This window comes from Pedobacter arcticus A12, from assembly GCF_000302595.1.
Classification (GTDB): Bacteria; Bacteroidota; Bacteroidia; order Sphingobacteriales; family Sphingobacteriaceae; genus Pseudopedobacter; species Pseudopedobacter arcticus.
The window spans coordinates 16,697-37,746 of sequence record NZ_JH947125.1; the positions used below are offsets into that span (position 1 = coordinate 16,697).

General features: G+C 36.6%; 13 protein-coding genes. 11 read left to right on the top strand and 2 right to left on the bottom strand.

Annotation, left to right across the window (positions count from 1 at the left end):
* Positions 1-240: 240 nt before the first annotated feature.
* The 9 genes from B176_RS0101475 to B176_RS0101515 all read left to right on the top strand — a co-directional run bounded on the left by B176_RS0101475 (position 241) and on the right by B176_RS0101515 (position 14,957).
* Positions 241-1,365 (top strand): helix-turn-helix domain-containing protein, encoded by a 1,125-nt coding sequence (locus B176_RS0101475; protein WP_017256993.1) that lies wholly within the window; start codon positions 241-243, stop codon positions 1,363-1,365.
* A gap of 444 nt (positions 1,366-1,809) precedes the next feature.
* Positions 1,810-6,867: a T9SS type A sorting domain-containing protein gene (locus B176_RS0101480; RefSeq protein ID WP_017256994.1), complete on the top strand. Its 5,058-nt coding sequence runs from the start codon at positions 1,810-1,812 to the stop codon at positions 6,865-6,867.
* Between the two features lie 439 nt (positions 6,868-7,306).
* Entirely contained in the window at positions 7,307-7,633 is a 327-nt protein-coding gene (locus B176_RS0101485; RefSeq protein ID WP_017256995.1) for a hypothetical protein, read from the top strand.
* A 21-nt stretch (positions 7,634-7,654) separates the two neighbouring features.
* Complete coding sequence (locus B176_RS0101490; RefSeq protein ID WP_017256996.1) at positions 7,655-8,182, top strand: DUF6252 family protein; 528 nt, start codon at positions 7,655-7,657, stop codon at positions 8,180-8,182.
* Positions 8,183-8,194: 12 nt separating this feature from the next.
* Complete coding sequence (locus B176_RS0101495; RefSeq protein ID WP_017256997.1) at positions 8,195-8,692, top strand: DUF6252 family protein; 498 nt, start codon at positions 8,195-8,197, stop codon at positions 8,690-8,692.
* A gap of 11 nt (positions 8,693-8,703) precedes the next feature.
* Positions 8,704-9,213, top strand: a complete 510-nt coding sequence (locus B176_RS0101500) for a DUF6252 family protein (protein WP_017256998.1) — start codon at positions 8,704-8,706, stop codon at positions 9,211-9,213.
* Between the two features lie 11 nt (positions 9,214-9,224).
* On the top strand, positions 9,225-9,722 hold the full coding sequence (locus tag B176_RS0101505; RefSeq protein ID WP_017256999.1) for a DUF6252 family protein: 498 nt from the start codon (positions 9,225-9,227) through the stop codon (positions 9,720-9,722).
* Between the two features lie 9 nt (positions 9,723-9,731).
* On the top strand, positions 9,732-13,502 hold the full coding sequence (locus tag B176_RS0101510) for a T9SS type A sorting domain-containing protein (protein WP_017257000.1): 3,771 nt from the start codon (positions 9,732-9,734) through the stop codon (positions 13,500-13,502).
* Between the two features lie 243 nt (positions 13,503-13,745).
* The gene (locus tag B176_RS0101515) at positions 13,746-14,957 is read left to right on the top strand and encodes an MFS transporter (RefSeq protein ID WP_017257001.1); all 1,212 of its coding nucleotides are present in this window, start codon (positions 13,746-13,748) and stop codon (positions 14,955-14,957) included.
* Between the two features lie 75 nt (positions 14,958-15,032).
* Here the strand turns inward: B176_RS0101515 and B176_RS0101525 are convergent, their stop codons facing one another.
* Positions 15,033-15,806, bottom strand: coding sequence for a CDP-alcohol phosphatidyltransferase family protein (locus B176_RS0101525; RefSeq protein ID WP_017257003.1), 774 nt, complete (start codon positions 15,804-15,806; stop codon positions 15,033-15,035).
* Between the two features lie 287 nt (positions 15,807-16,093).
* On the bottom strand, positions 16,094-17,860 hold the full coding sequence (locus B176_RS0101530; protein WP_017257004.1) for a tetratricopeptide repeat-containing sensor histidine kinase: 1,767 nt from the start codon (positions 17,858-17,860) through the stop codon (positions 16,094-16,096).
* A 284-nt stretch (positions 17,861-18,144) separates the two neighbouring features.
* On the opposite strand from B176_RS0101530, the gene B176_RS0101535 reads away from it, so the two are divergent.
* The gene (locus tag B176_RS0101535) at positions 18,145-19,200 is read left to right on the top strand and encodes a ligase-associated DNA damage response exonuclease (protein ID WP_017257005.1); all 1,056 of its coding nucleotides are present in this window, start codon (positions 18,145-18,147) and stop codon (positions 19,198-19,200) included.
* A complete protein-coding gene (locus tag B176_RS0101540; RefSeq protein ID WP_017257006.1) occupies positions 19,197-20,786 on the top strand; it encodes an ATP-dependent DNA ligase in 1,590 nt (529 codons plus the stop codon). Before B176_RS0101535 ends, B176_RS0101540 begins: the two co-directional genes overlap by 4 nt.
* Positions 20,787-21,050: the final 264 nt, after the last annotated feature.

A 21,050-nucleotide genomic window follows, 5' to 3' on the forward strand; every position in this document is an offset into this window, starting at 1 on the left:
CGTTTTAAATTATATGATAAGGTTTGATTGAAAGTCGTGGGTGTAATGCTCACGGCTTTTTTTGTGCAGATTTAAATCGCAATTATTAGGTAAGAATAATTAACTAACCAAATTTAATCAGGAACAACTTCATAATATTGAAATTTGATTAAAAATCCTAATATTAGCTTTCGCAAATAATGGAACCGGAAGCTAACTGAAGACGTCTATTATATATAGACAATTTTATACTGAAGAAACATGGTTGAGTTAAATATTATCATTGCTATTAATTTAATCATATTCTTCAGTTTATTGTTTTTCAGGAAAAAAAATGTGCTGCCCAACAAAGTTTTAGCACTCATCCTATTAAATCCAGCCATTAATTTTATAAGTAATATAAGTACGCTTACCGGTCATCTTCCAGATTATCCGTATTTGTATTTTACAGCTCAGGCGATGGGCTTTGCGTTTTCTCCACTAGTTTATATTTATGTGTTATTAATGACAGGCCAGCGCCTACCACGCTGGCATCCTGCATATTTATTAACGGCTGCCTGTGTAATATTCGGATTGTATCTAGGGTATGATTTCTATAATCTCACCACTCAGCAACAAGCAATTTATCTTTCAGGCGTTTTAAATGGCCCCTATCCAGAAGGAATGTTAGTTTTAAGCGCCTTTTTTGTTGGAATGCAACAAATTTATTTTACCCTGGCTGCTATTCAAGTTTATCGCTATCGTAATAACATTACTGCAACTTTTTCTAATTTGGAACAAACCCGGTTCCGTTTTATCACTATACTCATCACACTGCTTTGGGCATTAAATTTGGCGGCGATAGTGATGTATGGTTTATTACCAACCACTGATGTGGAATATGTTTATTTGCCCTTAATTGTTACTATAATCTACTCTCTTATTCTATATTTTAGTTTCCATTATAATTCAGTTTTTACGACCGTATCTTACAGTGTTTTACAAGAGGTTAACACCAATGTTGAGCAAACAACCAAATTTAATAGCCCTAACGTTTTAGAAGTGCAAGATGCTTCTGGCTTACAAGAAGTTTTGGAATTACTTGAAGAAAGTTTAAAACAAAATGAACTGTTTTTGGATCCTAACTTAACGCTTTCATCGCTTGCGAGCAATCTAAAAATTCCTGTAAAGAAACTTTCACTAAGCATTAATAAACTTCTTGACAAAAACTTTTACGATTACATAAACGGAAAAAGGATAGATAAATCTATTCTACTATTAAAAGAGCGTAGCAATTACACCATCGAAGCTATAGCAATCGAATCTGGATTCAATAGTCGTTCAGCATTTTATCGAGCGTTTAAAAAAGTAACTGGCAAAACCCCCGCGGAATACCTAGAAAAGTAATAAAGAAGTCTACGAATTTCCCATGGTTGCTAAGTGGACCAGTCATATTGTCTTAAAAATCTCCCGTCACGTTGAGGTACGAAACGTCTCACTCGCAAAGTCAGCTCATAAATTTTAATAACTATTTGTGGGATGTTTCACTATCGTTCAACATCATGAACGTTTAACTTAACGACATTGCTTTTCGGGATAATCCCTACTGCGAAACCTTTATGACTCTAAAAATAAACGCTATCAATAGTAAAAACACTCATTAATAATCGAACTCAGATTATTTATTTTTTTAATGTCCTACTACCTTTCAACAGGACAACGTTTAATTGACTCCACTAAAATTTAATCCGATTTTCGCCCTCTAAGGGGTCATTTGTGTAAATACGCAGTTCGTCGTATGGTTTCAAATTAATCTTTAACCGAATTTCACCAATCATCTAAACAGAGATCATGAAAAAATTATTACTCTTTCTATTGTTGCTTATTGGTACGTTAGCAACACAAGCACAATACAATGCCGGCTGGGATAAAGCCATGAATTTTGGCGGTGCTGGTGCAGACATTGAAGAAATGCGTTATGTAAACGGCGATTTGTACTTCGTTGCCAGAATGATGGGCAAGTATCAGTTTGCTGGTGTTAATTATGATTCAGGTGCTTTGGGAAATTATCCAAGCTTAGACGTTTTATTTGGAAAAATAACAGCATCGGGTACTCAGGTCCTTATTCAAAGATTCAAATCTGTGGATTTATCTGCAGTGACTTTCTCCTCGAGAATTAGTATTGATGGAAGTCTATATATTTTCAGACTGGGGTTTGGTGCTGAAAAAACTTTTGGAAGTTTAACCGCTCCAGCCTACGGTTTACAACTGCTTAAAGTAAGCGCAAGCGGGCAATTTGAGTTCGTTAAAAAAGTAACGACTTTTTCCGACACCGAATTTGGGACAACAGGTGTAGCAAATCCTAATTTTTATGGCATGCAAGTAAAAGATAACGGTGATATCTACGCCATATTTAAATCCAATACGCTTAGAGGTTCAGTTTATCCAACACGGGTTATTAAATTGGATGCTACTGGAAATGAAATTTGGCATTATGAGATGACCAGTGCTTTTGCGGGTACTTCTTTGGCAGGTATCATTTCTAATAGTATGCCTCGTCAATTTGTTGATGATAATGGAAATGTAACGTTTAAAGCTTCATCTGGTAGCGATATTTTATTTAATGGCGAAACTTTGCCTTACGAGGTACCATATACCTATGGTGGGCAAAGTACGCTGAGAACTTGGGTAGTTTCGTTAGATAATACAGGGCAAAAAAAATGGAGTACTAGTACTTACGTAGATCCAACGTTTTTTGGAGTAAATCCAACAAATGGAGAAATTTATATTAATTATTCTTATGGTCGGCAAAACCCTGCGGTTGCAGCTTCTATAGCTCCATTTTCATCCTTACCAAATTTAGCTCCGCCACCACCTTTTGATTACATTCCAGCAATGTACTCTTGGAGTGGAATTATCACACTAAATACTTCGGGTGGTATTGTAAAAACGAAAAGTAATTATGCAAATGCGACGGCTGCTTTCCCTACGCAAATGCAAATGGCAGATAACGGTAGAATTTTGTTGTACACGGCTACTGCAAACGGGAATGTTTTTAAGGCTGGTAATAACTTTATCACCTTTGACGGAAGCGGATACGCTGCCATGGAAGTTGACGCCGATTTTAATCCCCTAACGGTTTTTAAATTGCCGGCAGGTTCAGCTGTAGCGCTTGACAATAATAAATTTGCTTTTGGAGGGTCTTTTAAAACTGCGGTAACTGTAGGCAATACAACGCTTACCCCATACTTTATTGATACCGATTTTAATACGCGTTTTCCCAATTGGGCGAGTATAAAAGCAGATGTATTAATTGCTGAAGGAAATCTCGACAATATCCCTACAGAGTTAGTGAGTACAAAATGGTTAGGAAGTTCCACAAATTGGAATGACGTAGCAAATTGGTCTAACGGTGTACCAACAGCAGAATCAAAAATAGTGTTTGATGCCAATGTTGCTAACATGCCAATTGTTGCTACAACGCCGAAAGCGGGAGTAGTTGTGATAAATGCTGGAGTTACGGCTAGTTTGCCAACTGCTTTGGTAATAACAGAGAAAATAATAAATAACGGAATTTTATCGGTAAACAACGCTTTAAGTTATTACAGTTTTACTGCGTACGGAGCGAAAGCAGTAGAGGGAGATGGAGATATTTTCTTTAATGGTACCGCTGCTGGTGCAATTACTTACGCCTCTTTAGCATTTCCAACTACAAACAATAGTATTTCTTTAAACCATAATATTCAGTTTGGTGGCAAAGTAAAAAATCTTAACTTTTTAGGAACGGCAGCACTGCTTACGGGGATTGTAGAAGTTACTAGTACTGATCCAAATGCAATAACTGGCTACGGACCAACTAAACATGTTCGAGGGAAAATCACACGGGCAGTTAGTCCGAATGGCGTGTATACTTTCCCAACGGATAACTATTCTCCTTATGAGCCAACAACTATAACGCTTAACAATTTAACAGGAACTAGTAAAATAACGGTAGGAAATGACTACAAATCGACGGCCCCTGATGTAAGTTTTGCCTCAGGTAAAACTACTGCACAATTAGGGGATTACAATTGGAGTATTACTCCAGACGTTGCACCAACTAGCGGTACTTACGATGTGAGTTTCCAAAAATCAGAATTTACAAACGGCGTAACCGATGCGGAAAGGTATGTGGTGTTAAAGCGAAAAGATAAGGATAGTCCGTGGAGTTTTGAAGGGACAAAGACGGCTTCCACACAAACTGGTGGTACAACTAGCGGACAAAACATAAGCGATGCAACAGTAACTGCGGGTTTAACAGGTTTAACTTCTTTTTCGGATTTTACAATTGGGGTAAACTCGACTGCGGTACCCAACAATACATCTTTAACAGCTTCAACATGGACTGGCAGTACCAATACCGAATGGAACAACGCAGCCAATTGGAACAACGGCGTTCCAACCGGAACTATTGATGCTACCATTCCCGCAGGATTAGCAAATTATCCAGCAATTTATACCGCAGAAAGTAATGCTCGATTGTTAACTATTAATACCGGAGTTACTGGATTAAAACTCCATGCTGGACTGAAGTTAACAAACGGATTAATCAACAATAGCAGTATAGAAATTGCGAGATTGATTGGCTCAGAAACTCAGTTCTCAGGTTATGGAGGCGGTATCAGCGGAAGCGGAAAAATAAGATTTGAAGCAAACAGTAGTCTTATAAAGGTTGTAGCAGGGGTGGTAAACAATGATGTTGAGGTTAATATCGGAAACGCCAACTCCATTAATATTTTAGGTAAACTAGGTGGAAACATTAATATAATTTCGGGCTTGGTAAATGCCTGGAAATTCGGTTCTAACTATTTAGAACAAACTAACCCTAATTCAACTATACAAATTACAGCACCTATTAACGCTATTGCTGCCGAAAAGCTATCAAAAAGTGTCGGTACAAGCGGTACTTATACTTTACCGTTAGGAGATTTTCAATATCATAGAATAGGCGTTAGAAAATATGGAGAAGTAAGTATCACAAATAATAGCATCGCTGCTCCGTCTGTTTACAATGTTAAATTTGATTCTCATGGTGTTGTTCCTGTATCTTTTACCAGTGGTTCTGATGTGTATACATCCTTTATCAATTCTGGGCAATGGTTTATTGAACCCACTGTTTTTTCTACAAAAGGAACAATCGATCTTACTTTAAAAACATCAAACTATACCAATGGAAGAGCAAGCACAAATGATTATGTATTGTTAAGAAGGGCATCAACAACTACTGGTGTCACTGAAGCTTGGGTTATTGTAAGTGGTGCAATAATTACAGAAACTACCGGGGTAATTACAGTTAATGCAACTTCTATTGCACCTTTCTCTATAAATACCATGTTTTGTATTGGTATAAAAGCCGGCACCACAACTTGGACCAGTGGAGCTGGAACAACAGATTGGAATACGGCTGGCAACTGGAGTAACGGCATACCAAGCGCAACAGTAAAAGCGGTAATTGGTAATGCGTTAAAATATCCCAATAATGCACCGACAAGTGGAAGCGCAGCGGCCGCGATAGAAATTGCTTCTGGATCTGTCTTAACTTTGCCGTCGTCTTTTTACACACCAAATGGTATTGTTAATAATGGAACAATTAACGTAACTGGAAGCGGAACATTTTTTGGATTTGGTACTGGTGAACCATTTAGCACTTTATCAGGAACTGGTAAATTAATTTTTGGAGATAGCGCTCCAGCAACTTTTGATTCGGGCTACATGTCTTCAACACTAAATAACAGTGTAGAATTTAATAGAACCGGCGGAGTTGCTTTGTACAGAACCACTGCTTTCACCGGCGATGTAAATTTGGTTAAAGGAAAGATTACTGTAGGTGCTGGTCAAACTTTTAACATGACCAATCCAAATGCAACCATTACCTCATCTACAACAAGTTATATCGATGGGAAATTACAACGTAGCGTAAACCCAACTGGCACTTACAATTTCCCGGTAGGTTTAGCAAGCGTTTATGCGCCAACCTCACTAGAGTTAAACGGCTTAACTGGCACAAGCTACATCACTGCAAATTTTTCAACAGCAGCAATTAGCGGTCAGCCAAATTTAACCATTGGTACACAAACAGTAACTAATGTGCTAGCGACTGGCAGCTGGTTTATCACACCAAACGCACAACCAACTGGCGGTACTTACTCGGCAACTTTATCTGCGCCAATAGGTTCATCAACAGCTACTAATTTTTATTTATTAAAGAGAGAAGATAATTATAGTTTTTATGACTGGACAAATGTTGGAACGAACGTAGGCTCTTCTATAACGGCAGGCATAGTTACAGCGTTCGCATCTGGCTTAACTAGCTTCTCGCAATTTGGAATTGGTGAAGGTGTTGGAGTTTTGCCAGTTAAAATGGTTAAATTTTTAGCTTCCGCGGATGCTAAATTTGCTAAACTGTATTGGGAAACAGTAAGTGAACTTAACAATGATAAGTTTGAAATTGAACGCAGCACCAACGGAATCGGTTTTATTAAAATTGGAGAAGTAAAAGGAAACGGAACGTCTCAAAAGCTGAACGTTTATAATTTTAAAGATTTAGCTCCTTCAAACGGGGTTAATTATTACAGATTGAAGCAAGTAGATTTAAACGGCAGTTTTGAATATAGTGAAACCAGAGCAGTGAAATTTGATTTAAAAGAGGTCGTTTTTAGTATTTATCCGAACCCTGCTACGGAAGTAATCAACTTTAGCGAAGCGATTAAATCGGTAGAGATTTACAGCATAAGCGGAGCAAAGGTTTACGAGCAAAAAACTACGGTTTCTACTCTTAAAATCCCGTCAAAGATTAAGCAGGGAATTTATATTATAAACGCGATTCTTTTGGACGGATCGTTAGTTTCCAAACAAGTTATCATTAATTGATGAGTCGGCGTTTGATTGAGAAGTCGTGGGTGTAATGCTCACGGCTTTTTTTGGTTAAGGAGGATTTTTTTAATAGAAATTCCATTCTATGTTCTTCATATATCCGCGATTGTGTTTTTAACCAATCTGCACCAGAATATAGCCTTAATATATCGCTGATATGGTAAATTTTAAGCAAAAGTTGAAATGTTTACTTACAATCTATTGTAATATCCATCTCCTTAAAAAAATAGGATCTTTATAGATAAAAAATTTCTGAATCACTACATTTAGTGAAATATTTGAACATTATTTAACTTAAAGTTTTTTATTTGAAATATGAATGTACTAATAAGATATTTAATTGTATAAATAGAGATGAAAAATTTATTTTTTATAAATAATTAGATAACTGTAAATCAAGTGCTTAAATTTAATAAATAGACCTAAACCCAGAAAAATGAAAAAGATTTTAATCACTACATTAACAATTATGCTAACCGGCTTATTTGCCAAAGCGCAAACTGAAGGCCCCAAGCAATCTCAAAAACTCGAGCTAAGCAAACAGCTCAATATTACTAATGCGGTTGCCATACAGGTAGAAGCCATTATGGCGGATTATAAGACCAACGCTAGCAAAGTAGCGGAAAGTAAAAAGTTGGCTCCTCAAGAAATGAGAACAAAAATTGATGTGCTGATAGAGGAAAAAAACAACAAACTGAAAAAATTGCTAACTCAAGAGCAATTAAATAAGCTATTGCCAACCACAGAAAGAACAAAGCAGTAATTTTTACTAATCCTAAAAACTATGAAAACATTAAAAAAAATAATCCTGGCTTCAATTATTCTATTACTAGCTACCTCCTGTAAAAAAGATGATTTACCAAAAGCCACCCAAACTGGCTCTAATAATATGGCGGCGAAAATTAATGGAAAGGTTTGGCAGAGAAAAGGCTGTTTTGGTTGTATAGGTGGGGGTAGCGGTATTAGCATTAATTATGACGACCGAACTTTTTTTGGAATTTCAGCACAAAATAGAGACTTAAAGTACACACTAACGTTAATAATAGAAAATTTAAAAAATAAAACCACATATACTCTAGGCAATGGAAGCGGAAATAATAAGGCTCCAAATTACGCTAAAGTTTCTTCAGATCTCTCTAATCATATTAACTATTACACTACGGAGAATCTTAAAGGAAAAATCACAATCACAAAATTGGACACCACTAATAAGATAATTGCAGGAACTTTTGAATTTAAAGCAGAAAACGAAAATAATCCCTCTGATATCATAACTGTAACTAATGGATGGTTCGATATTAAATATAATTAAACTTAAATTAATATGGAAACATTAACAAAAATAATATATGGAGCAGTTATTCTGCTTACGGTTTCTTGTAAAAAAGATGATTTACCAAAAGCCACGCAAGAAGGGAAAAATATCATGGCGGCGAAGGTTAATGGTAAAACATGGGTAAAAACTGCTTGTTGGAGCTGTATTGAAGGAGGTAGTGGATTAAGAGCAAATTATGCTAACAATATTTTAAATATTGTTGCACAGCAAGAAAAAGATAGTGCAAAAAGCTCCATTGAGTTTCTGTTTTCAGTCGATAGCCCAGGTAGATATTTATCTACAAGCGGCTTTAATGAAATAAATTATTTGTCAAAAGCGGGGTACTATGAGACAACTGCTAACACAATCGGTGAGATCAATATAACCAAAATAGATAAAACTAATAAAATAATAAGTGGAACATTCAGTTTCACAGCAGAAAACAAAGACAACCCTAATGATATAATTACGGTAACCGATGGTAGGTTTGATGTAACCTATAACTAAAACTTAAAATCATGAAAACATTCAAAAAAATAATCCTCGCTTCAATTATTCTTTTACTAACTACCTCTTGCAAAAAAGACGATTTACCCAAAGCCACGCAAGAAGGGAAAAATATCATGGCGGCTATGGTTAATGGAAAGGTTTGGGTAAAGACGGCATGTTGGAGTTGTATAGGTGGTGGAGGCGGGATTAATGCATTGTATGAAAACGGTCTTTTCAGAGTGAGTGGTCAGCAATTCAATAATAAATCTGACAATACTGTAATTGTAATATTAATAAAAAACCTAAAATTGGGAGAGAATTCAATAAACGGGATAACAATATCGCCAGAATTTAATGATTACGGTAATAATAATTATTTCAAAACTAATTCTAGCTCTACTGGAATGGTAAACATAACTAAAATTGATACAGTCAGAAAAATAATTAGTGGAACATTTAGCTTTAAAGCAGAGAACGAAGACGACCCAAATGATATAATTACCGTAACCGATGGAAGATTTGATATAACCTATAAATAACCTATAAAATCATGAAAACATTCAAAAAAATAATCCTTGCTTCAATTATTTTATTACTAACTGCCTCCTGTAAAAAAGATGATTTGCCAAAAGCCACACAGGAGGGCAAAAATATTATGGCAGCCAAAGTAAATGGCAAAACTTGGATACAAACGGCTTGCTGGAGTTGTATTAACGGTGGTAGCGGGTTAAGAGCAAATTATTCAAACAATATTTTAAATATTGTGGGGCAGGGAAGTTCAAATAGTACTATTGAATTACTTCTTTTTGTTGACAGGCCTTCCCAATATCAATCGAATAGTGGGTTTAACTCTTTCGAGTTTAGAGACTACAATACCGACGAATACTACAAAACTACTCCGAAGACGAACGGCATCGTTAATATTACTAAAATAGACAGAAGTAAAAAAATAATAAGTGGCACATTCAGCTTTAAAGCAGAGAATGAAGACGACCCAAATGATATAATTACCGTAGCCGATGGAAGATTTGATGTAATATATAACTAAAAAAACAGTATGAAAACTAAAAAAAGTTTGAGGATTTACGTAATCCTCTTGTTACTGCTATGCCTTAAATTTAAAAGCTATGCACAGCCGGTTGGTTCAAATATGTATAATCCTGTCAACGTTGGGGTACTCAATGTAGGTAACACTTATACCAATACCAAAAACAATTCAACTGCCAATGGTTTCGGCAATGATATAGGGCAAGCATCTGACGATATTTTTTATAAATTCACTATTCCTGTAGCCTCAAAAGTAAATTTGTCACTTTGTGCTTCCAGCTTTGATACCTATATGCACCTGTTGGATGTTAACGGAAATACCATAGTATCTAATGATGATAACGGCCCGCTATGTAGCGGACTAAAATCTTCCATATCCATTTCCCTTGCTGCCGGGACCTATTTTGTGGTATCAGAAGGATATGGTACAAATTCAGGTAATATTACTACCGCTATCAATGTGCTGCTGGCCGGTACAGATATCAACAATCCAATCAACATTGGTGTTTTGAGTAGTAGCAATAGTACTTTTAACGATACTAAAAATAATGGGACTTCTTATGGTTTTGGTAATAATTATGGGCAACCGAGTGATGATATTTTTTATAAATTTTCGGTCACCACCCCTACTCAGATTAACATTTCACATTGTTCTTCCAGTATTGATACCTATGTACATTTACTGGATGCTAATGGAAATTTGATAACTTCTAACGATGACAATGGCCCCTTATGTGCCGGGCTACAGTCTTCGATTTCCATATCATTGCAAGCCGGAACTTATTATGTGGTTTCAGAAGGCTATGGCTATAACTCGGGGAATATTACCACTAGCATAGCAATACCTATACAAAACAATTCTAATTTAAGTTACACAGAAATGGCAGATAGTCTTTTTCAACATTTGGACAAAACCGAAGCTGGTACTGGGGTACTTTATGATCGAGTCTTTCCAATTGCGAGCCTGCAAGATTTCAATTTTTCTACTCCTGATACCAGTTCTCATTGGCATTTTATACAATCTTACAGCGAAATCATCAGAGCAGCTTATACGCCATCCAGCACATGGCTAACAGTTAATGATTTAAAAGATTTAGCACTATCTGCAAAAATTGAAGGAAAAATTCCGGTTGGTTTAGGTAATTATCAATTTAATGTGATAGATTCAAATGCAATCTCAAATGGATTAATCCAAATGGTTGACAGTATGTATTATGATGTGCCGGGAAGACCCACTCATCCGTTTCTCACTATCCATTCTTTTGTTGCAAGTCCATTGGTAGACAGTGTTACAACACTAAGTGTCAAGTATGATTTTTCTTCTATTTATGCTATTAATATAGGAAATATCACTCTAACTTCTCTACAGGTAGATTTTGGCGATGGAAATGGAGCAGTGAATGTTGGATTAAATGATAGTGTTTCCGTCAATTATACTTCATCTGGATACAAATATTTGAAATTTACTGCAGGTTTTAGTGATAATTCTTCTATAGTAACTTATGGGAGAGTTAAAATAATAGGAGAAACGTCTGAATATCTTAAATCCAATAGCGTACCTACAACCTTATGTAGTAGCCCAAATACTCAGCTAAAATTTTGGAGCGATTTAACTTTTCAAGGATACGATGAAACTACGCCAACAAAAGGATATGGTGAAGCTACCATCTTTTATGCAAAAAATGGTAGCTGCGATAGTGTCATTAGAAAACCAATTATTGTGGTTGATGGCTTTGATCCAGGTGATAAACAAAGTGCTGAAGTTTTGTATGACGATTATTTAAATAATGCAAATAGAGGAACACTAGGAGAGAATTTAAGAAGTCAAGGTTATGACATCATAGTATTAAATTTTCCAGGATATAAGATTGGAACAAGGAATTTTTTTGGTGCGCAATTACCCATTATGCGTGATGGCGGTGCAGATTATATTGAAAGAAATGCAAGAGTATTGATGACATTAATTGATAAAATTAATACTTTGAAGGAGGGGGACGAAAAGTTGGTTATTATTGGTCCAAGTATGGGAGGCTTAATTAGTAGATATGCTTTAACGTATATGGAACAGCATAATATGCCTCATAAAACCCGTCTTTGGGTTTCTTTTGATTCTCCTCATAATGGGGCAAATATTCCAATTGGAGATCAATGGTTTTTAGATTATTATGCAAGAAAAACGGACAGCGAGAAATTAATAGCAAATCGTGACAATAAAATTAGTTCTATCGCTGCAAAGCAAATGTTGGTTCATCACTTTCTTTCGAATTCAGAAATACCCAGTGGTGCTCCAAATTTTAGGGACAACTTTTTAACTGTTTTAAATAATTTAGGGTTTCCTCAAGGTGACCCCGGCTCTCCCTTTAGAAAAATAGCTTTGATAGATGGAAGTTTAGGTGGAACAGAAACAAATTCGCCAGAACAAAAGGCCTTTACTTTTGATATACGAAGGCGGAAATCAATAGGCTTCTTAGGTATAAGATGGAGAACTTGGACTGCGGGTTCTGCCAAGATGTATTTTACTCCAAGTTATGGGAATACGAGTAAAACTGTTTTGGAATCATCATTTATGGGTTCATCTAGTAATTACAAAGCTTCTAATCCTATTAATTCATCAGGTTATGATGTAGCTCCCGGTGGTACTTATGATACTCAAGGCATTTTGTATGATGAGGGCAATAGGTCTGTTTCCAGTCTTGCTTTGAATTTTATACTCGATTTTGAAGCAAGATTTTACTCGGTTGTAAGAGATCATAGCTTTATCAATACCAAAAGTGCATTGGCTTTTTCAGGTACCAATCAAAATCTATCAGAAAATGTAAGCACAAGAAACTTAGTTTGTTCCGGTGAAACGCCTTTTGATAGTTACTTTGGTTCATTCAGCAAAAATAGTGAGCATGTGGAGCTATGGTCAGGAGCTGTAGATTGGATAACGGCAGAAATCAATGGGAATCCTCAGCCACCATCTGTTAATTATCTGGCAGCTTATGTTATTGATGGTTCCTCTTCTGTATGTAATCAAGAAAGTTATAGTTTAATTGGCTTGCCAACTAATGCAAGCATAAACTGGAGTATAAGCCCCACAAGTGGTATTGCCACTATTACTTCTAATAACAATATAGTAACACTAACTCGAGTAGGTGATGGCGAAGTGACGCTAACAGCAACCATAAATAATCCTTCCTGCCCAATACCTACACCTATATCTAAGGTCATTAGTATTGGTTTGCCACAATGGGATGCTGTTATATCAGGAGATGACATCGTTGCGCAAGGCGAAACTTTCTATGCCTTCCTCACGCTAGAAAATCAATATCGGGATGCATCTATTTATGCATGGCATATTAGTACACCTAATGCAACTATTTTTTATGATAATGTACCAAATACATCTGGAGAAATTTTTGATCAACCGGGTGATTATACCCTTTGGGTAGATGCTATTAGTAATTGTGGTACCAGAACATTATATAAGACCATTACCGTATACGCATATCCCAATTATCGTATTACAGTTTATCCCAATCCTTCCAATACTGAAACAACAGTTGAATATGTGTTAAATGATGATGTACAAGCTAAAGGAATTAAAACTGACGCCTTTAATAAGAAGTTTAATGTGAAGTTTTTTAACCACAAAGGAGAAGTTTTAATGGAGAGGAATAACCAAAATAAGGAAAAAAAGCTAACTATTAATACCACACGCTTCCCTAATGGCATTTATTACCTTCATATTACTGAAGGTAAAGAAACCATCAAAAAACAAATAGTAATAAAACATTAATACGATTGAGTCATTTGTTTAACCCCTAATATCTTAGCAAGATATAGGGGTTTTTTATTTCATGAAAAAAATGCTCACGGCTTTTTTTGTTTAAAATTAAGCTTTCCAAATAACCCCAGCTCACTTTATCCCATCCTCGTTAAGCATAGCACACTTTATTTTCAGCTAAAAGTTGGTAGCTATAGAAAGTCGTTTTAAATTTGCCACTCACTTAATCAATATCGCTAAACACGGCAATTATAAATGGCAACAACAGAAGCGGCAACAACTAAACAAGTAAATAATACTGTTTATTCTATTTTATTTGCAATCAGCATCACACATTTATTAAATGATATGATGCAGTCGGTAATTCCTTCGATTTACCCGATGATAAAAACCAACTTCGATTTATCTTTTACCCAAATTGGATTAATAACATTTACTTTTCAACTAACCGCATCATTGCTTCAACCTTTTATTGGTTTATATACCGATAAAAATCCACGTCCGTATTCCTTAGCAATAGGGATGATGTTTACGCTGTGCGGACTGGTTATGCTTTCTTTTGCAACAAGTTTTGTTTGGTTATTGGTTTCTGTAAGTTTAATTGGAATGGGTTCTTCTATTTTTCATCCAGAATCTTCACGTGTTGCCCATATGGCCTCGGGCGGAAAAAAAGGCTTGGCACAATCTATATTTCAAGTAGGCGGAAACGCCGGTAGTGCTATTGGTCCCTTACTTGCGGCGTTAATTATAGTTCCTTATGGGCAGCTCTATATTATCTGCTTTGCTTTGGCAGCGGTAATAGGTGCTGTTATTTTGATAGGAATTGGGAAATGGTACAAAAACCACCTTTACTTAAAACAAGCAAAACCGGTAAACGTTGCCGTGAGAGAAATTCCAGCTTTATCACGGAAAAGAATTATGATATCCTTAGGTATTTTGTTGGTACTTATCTTCTCCAAATACTTTTACATGGCCAGTATGACCAGTTATTTCACTTTCTTTATGATTGATAAGTTTCAGGTAACGGTACAGCAATCGCAATTATACCTGTTTGCGTTTTTGGCCGCTGTTGCCGCAGGAACAATTATTGGTGGGCCATTAGGTGATCGATTTGGACGAAAGTATATTATTTGGATATCCATTTTAGGGGTAGCGCCTTTTACTTTAATGTTGCCTTATGCAAACCTATTTTGGACAGGTGCGCTCGCTGTAATTATTGGCTTAATTTTGTCCTCGGCCTTTTCGGCGATTTTGGTTTACGCTACTGACTTAGTTCCAGGAAAGGTTGGAATGATTGCAGGCCTGTTTTTTGGTTTCGCATTTGGGATGGGGGGCATCGGCTCTGCATTTTTAGGTTGGCTGGCCGATCGTACTACTATTGAATATGTGTTTAAAATCTGCGCTTTTTTACCATTGATTGGTGTGATCACAAGCTTTTTGCCAAATATTGAACACAAAAAACAGTAAAGCTAAGGTGATTTCTTGGGTAGATAATTTTTTGGCTGATGTAGCTTTTAAGGCACAACAGGTGATTGTTTAAGCTCACTTGTTTCCCAAATAATATTTCCTTATTCCGATGAAAACAAAAATAAACACCGAGTAAAAGATGAAAAATGGGATGATGTACACCTGTAATCCGAAAACCAACATCGCTGCCATAATAAGCAACTGAAAGCCCAAGCCGTACATAGAAAGCATAGTCATAAACCACTTTGGGAAAGGTTTGCTGTGTACGGCGTCTTTATCCAATAGATACACAACCTTGTCAAAGGTGCCGTATAAAAAATAATAAATCTTGTAAAATAGGTTTACCGTAGTTTGTTTTTCTCCTTTTAAAGCTATGGGTGCCTCAATTTCAAAGATACGACTGGTGGAATCGCCCTCTACACTATGTCTCAAAATAACATAATAGTAGTTGTAAATTGTACCCTGTAGTTGAATGCCAACAAATGCCAAAAATGTATATAAAAACGATGCGTTTGTGAGATACATAAATGTAAGCAGAAATAAAAAATTCAAAATGATATCTGCAATAGAATCGTAATACCTACCGGTATAAGAAGGCGTATTTTTTAAACGAGAAAGTTCTCCGTCAGCCGCATCAATGGTTGATTTTAAAATCAATAAAAACGCTGCTAATGCTAGATAACCAAACATTATCGCAACGATTGCCAACAGACCAGTAATGATAAATAGTGTGGTAACGCCAACAGGTGTAAAACTTGTGTTTTTTAAAGATATAGCAAGCCATCGTCCAGGTATACGACCATAATCTGATAAATCGATAAATTGATACTGCTTTGGTAATTTTGACATTCCTTTTTTTTCCGAACTTTTTATTTATTCTGCCTTGCCGTTTACACTGATAAGCTAAAGACGAATTAACTCAAAATGTTTGGATACAAACCTAAGAAAAACAATAGAATCAGTTTCTTATTCTTAATAAATGACTACTGGTCCTCTGCCGTAATTAACCGAAAAAAAAAATAGTCTCATCATCAAAAGTGGTCAACATCAAACCTCGTAATTGGTTATTAGTAATTTTATTTTCTGATAAGACCGCTCAATTTTTTTGCTTTAAGTACTATAATCCGAGTAGATTTTTAAATCGGGATATTTAGAACAAATCTTGTTCCGTCGCCAAGTGAAGTAGTTACTTTATGATTTCCGCCTATCGTCTTTATCCTTTCCTCAATATTTCTTAACCCATAACCCGAAGATTTAGTGCTTGAATCATAACCAATTCCATCATCCACAACCGTTACTTTTAGGCTCCCTTCTACCGCATTAAAATTTACCACTAGCTCGTTTGCTTCAGAATACTTAAGGGCATTATTTACCAATTCTTGTATAATCCTAAACAGATTAGTAGCGATAATCGGCTCAAGAACATAATCTTTATCGCTTTGATTGTCAATTTTAATTTCAGGTTTGCTACCGTAATAAGGTTTTAAATATTCCCTGAGTTTAACAACAAACGCATCTAAATCAAACTCTTGCTGGTTAATTAACCAAACGGTGCTCCGCAATTCTTTGATGGTGTTTTGCGTAACTTGTTGGGTTTGTTGCAGTTGTTGATTTCCAATATCCGCGGATGCTAAACTTTGGATAGAACCGTTGATAAAACTAAGCTGTGCGCCAATATTATCATGCAATTCTCTGGAGATACGAAGTTTTTCCTCTTGAACTTGACTCTTTGCATCAGCGGTTGCTAATTTAATTTTACTCTCATGTCGTAGTTTATACCTGCTAAATGCAAGAAAACTTATAAAACCTATTGCTAAAAAGGCACCGCTGATCAACAAAATTGTAGTGTTTTTCTTACTCAACGTAAGCTGGTGGATTTTGCTCTCTTTACTTAACAACTCTATTTTCTTTTGGCGATTGACCGCGTCAAATTCTTCCTGTAACTGTGTCAATTCTTTGGTGTTTTCTAAGTTGATAAACTTGCTTTTCTCTGCCGCAGTGAGTTTCATGTATTCAAAAGCTTTTTTGAAATTTCCGCGACGTTTCTCGTTATCAGCGATGTTCTCTAAAGTTTCGGGAATCAATTCGCCTGCTTTGATCTCATTTTCAAGTTTCAATGCATTGTTTAGCTCAATGTCGGCTCGTTCGTATTCCCCCGTTTCGCTTAGTAAATTCCCTAAGTTATTACCAATTGCCGCGGTTAGCCATTTGTTATCCGCTTTAGTTGCAAAAGTAACGGCGAGCACATAGTAATCAGTCGCAAGTTTAAACTGTTTCTGAACCTTTGCTAGAATTGCGAGGTTATTGTAAGTGAGGCAGATCCTATCATTTATTTTCTCTTTTAAATAGAATCGTAAAGCTTTTTGATAGTTGTTCTGCGCTTTATCAAACTGCTGTTTTTGCTCATAAACAGCACCTTTATTATTAGCTAAATCGGCTACTGTGCGCTCGTCTTTTCCTTTAATCGCAAAGTATTCGGCTATATTGTCATATTTTAAAGCGTCATCGAGCTTTTTCCAGCTCAAGTATAGTGCTCCTATATTTTTGTTAATGTCAGCCTTTAACGAAAAATCATTTTCTGATGTAAATTTTAATCCGCTTTGGTAAGCTTTTAAAGCCTCGGCGTTTCTACCTAAATCTGCCTCAACACTTCCAATCCCATTATAAGTTTTTGCTAGTAAAGCCCTATTTCTTTTTGCCAAAAAAACAACTTTGCCATACGCTTCAATTGCCTCTTTACCTCTTCCTTGTTGCGCATAAACGGTTGCCAGTTTATTTAAAAGCGTAATTTTTGCTGTATCAGTAGTTACTTGTTGTATTTGCTTTTTTAAGCTGTCAGCATTTTGCGCAAAGCCGCTTACGTATAAAATCAACAACAGACAAAATAATAACTTAAATTTCATTCGGCTTTACGTGGTTTGTTATTGACTCCAATTTTTAAACTCCTTTTATTAACCGCAACATAACGACATAGAGTTTCTTAGATGTAAGAGTTTGCGCCAGCTAAAATAGTAACAAAAATGTTATATAAAATAAGAAAGACAAGAAAGCAGATTCTACTTTTTGCTTTTGATGGTTTGCTTTCAGCGAGTTTATCAGTAGTTTCATCGAGATTGGTTGCTATAACTGAACATCCTCGGCATAGTTTTTATTCAACAAAATACAGTTTCATCTGTTATTCAAAAACATGGCGCTCATCACATTTACCAAAAGAGGAATTTATTGCAAGCAAGGCGACTTTTACGTTGATCCATGGTGGCCCGTGGATTATGCGGTAACTACTCACGGCCATGCCGACCATGTTCGTTTCGGGAATAAACATTACTTGTGTCATACCTTAACAAGTCCCATTATCAAAAGGAGAATTAGTCCGGATTTGGATGTGCAGACTTTGGGCTACGGAGAAAGTTTGGTTAGAAACGGTGTGAATATTTCCTTTTTTCCTGCTGGCCATATCATTGGTTCTGCTCAGGTTCGGTTGGAGTATAAAGGAGAAATTTGCGTAATTTCTGGAGATTATAAAATTGAGGATGATGGTATTAGTACGCCTTTTGAACCTGTAAGATGCCATTCTTTCGTGTCTGAAAGTACATTTGGTTTGCCGATTTACAAATGGCAGAAACAACAGGCAGTTTTTGATGGGATTAAAAGCTGGATCAATAACAACATCGAATATCAAAAAACAAGTATTTTAATTGCATACAGCCTAGGCAAAGCGCAAAGGCTAATAAAAAACCTTGCTGGCGATGTGCCAATTTACGTTCATAGCAGCATCGCTAATTTAAATGAAGTCATTATTGAAGCCGGCGTTCCACTTCCAGAAACTACCAGAATAACGCAGGAAATCACAAAAGACCAATTGCAAAAAGGAATTGTAATTGTTCCGCCCGCCATGCGGGATAGCAAGTGGATGAAAAGTTTGAATCATCCCGTTACAGGAATTTGTTCTGGCTGGATGCAAGTTCGTTCACATCGAAGATGGCAAAGTGCTGATGCAGGTTTTGCCTTGAGCGACCATGCCGATTTCACAGGTTTAATGGAAGCCATTAAAGCAACGGAGGCCGAAAAAGTTTATGTCACGCATGGATTTACTTCGGCTTTTTCTAGGTATTTAAATGAAAACGGCATTTCTTCTGATGTGGTAACTACGCATTTCGGACAAGAAGACGATGAGGAAAACAAAGCTGATTTAGCCGAAACCGTTGAGAAAAAAACTGAAGCTAAAACGGAGGTTGTCAAATGAAACGTTTCGCCCAACTCATCCAACAGCTGGAACTTAGCAATAAAACCAACGATAAAATTAGCGCTTTAGTCGACTACTTTAACGAAGCCGATGACAAAGATAAAATTTGGGTAATCGCTTTGTTTACTGGTAAAAAGCCAAAGCGCCCTATTAAATCTTCCTTGTTAAAATATTGGGCTATTGATATTGCAGATATACCTGAGTGGCTTTTTACAGAAAGCTATTCGAACGTTGGCGATTTAAGCGAAACCATCGCTCTGCTTTTACCTCCAGCGGAACATCAATCTGATTTGCATTTGTACGAGTGGATTGAAAATCTCCAAAATTTAGAAGGCAAAGATGATGAAACTAAAAAAGATTTTATTTTAACGGCGTGGAACAGTTTAGAAACCAACGAGCGGTTCATTTTTAATAAGCTTATTTCTGGCAATTTTAGAATCGGAATCTCCTCGAAAAATCTGGTTAATGCGTTGGCGAAGCAGAGTGGTTTGGAAAGCGTTCAAATTACCCACAGCATTATGGGGAAATGGGATCCATATGTCATGACTTTCTCCGATTTAATCAACGGCGAACATGTGAATACCGATAATTCCTGGCCTTATCCCTTTTGCTTGGCTTATGCTTTAGACACGGAACCAGAAAATTTGGGAGAAATCTCTAATTGGCAGGCAGAATGGAAATGGGATGGTATCCGCGGACAAATTGTGAAACGCAACGGCGAGTTGTTTATTTGGAGCAGGGGCGAAGAATTAGTGACCGAACAGTTTCCGGAACTTCATTTTTTAGTGGATGTTTTGCCAGATGGTGTAGTCATCGATGGAGAGATTTTGGCAGTTAAAGACAAAGCGGTATTGTCTTTCAGTACTTTGCAACAGCGGTTAAACCGTAAAAATATAACAAAGAAAGAGTTGGAAAGCGCACCCATTGGTTTCTTCGTTTACGATTTGTTGGAGTTTGAAGGCATTGATTTCCGCGAACATCCTTTAAGCGAACGGAGGAAAATTTTAGAAAACATCATCGGGAAATTAGATGCAGATAATGTACTACTATCCGAGGTGGTAGAATGTGATTCTTGGGAACAACTGGCGACAGAAAGACAAAAATCACGGGAGTTAAACAGCGAAGGCATCATGCTGAAAAAGCGTGATTCGCATTACCACGCTGGTCGTAAACGTGGCGACTGGTGGAAGTGGAAAGTGAATCCGTACACTGTTGATGCCGTGATGATTTATGCGCAAAAAGGAAGCGGTCGGCGGGCAAATTTTTTCACGGATTATACTTTTGCCGTTCGTGATGGAGAAAATTTAGTAACGATTGCTAAGGCTTATTCTGGTTTAACCGATAAAGAAATTAAGGAAGTCAACTCATTTGTCAACAAAAACGCAATCGAAAAATTTGGTCCTGTGCGTACCGTAAAACCCGAATTAGTTTTCGAAATCGCTTTTGAAGGCATCGCGGAAAGCAAGCGACATAAAGCTGGCTTAGCTTTACGATTTCCTCGTATTTTACGTTGGCGTAAAGACAAAAACGCTTCGGAAATTAATACGTTGCAAGATTTACAACAGCTTTTACAATCAACGTTATAGTAAAGAGATTCTTTAACCACATAGGTTTTTATGGACGAGATGCAAAGCTTTTTTAATATGAAACGGGAAGAAAATAGATTTATTTAGTCCCAGCAGGGTTTCTCGATAGAGAACCCTGCGTTAAAAATAAAGCAGAGTCCCTGAAAAAGGAGACTCTGCTTGGACAAAGGCGTTCGTCATTTCGACGCTAGGAGAAATCTCACAAGTTGAGTCTGCATACAGCATGTAATACCTATTTGTGAGATGTTTCACTATCGTTCAACA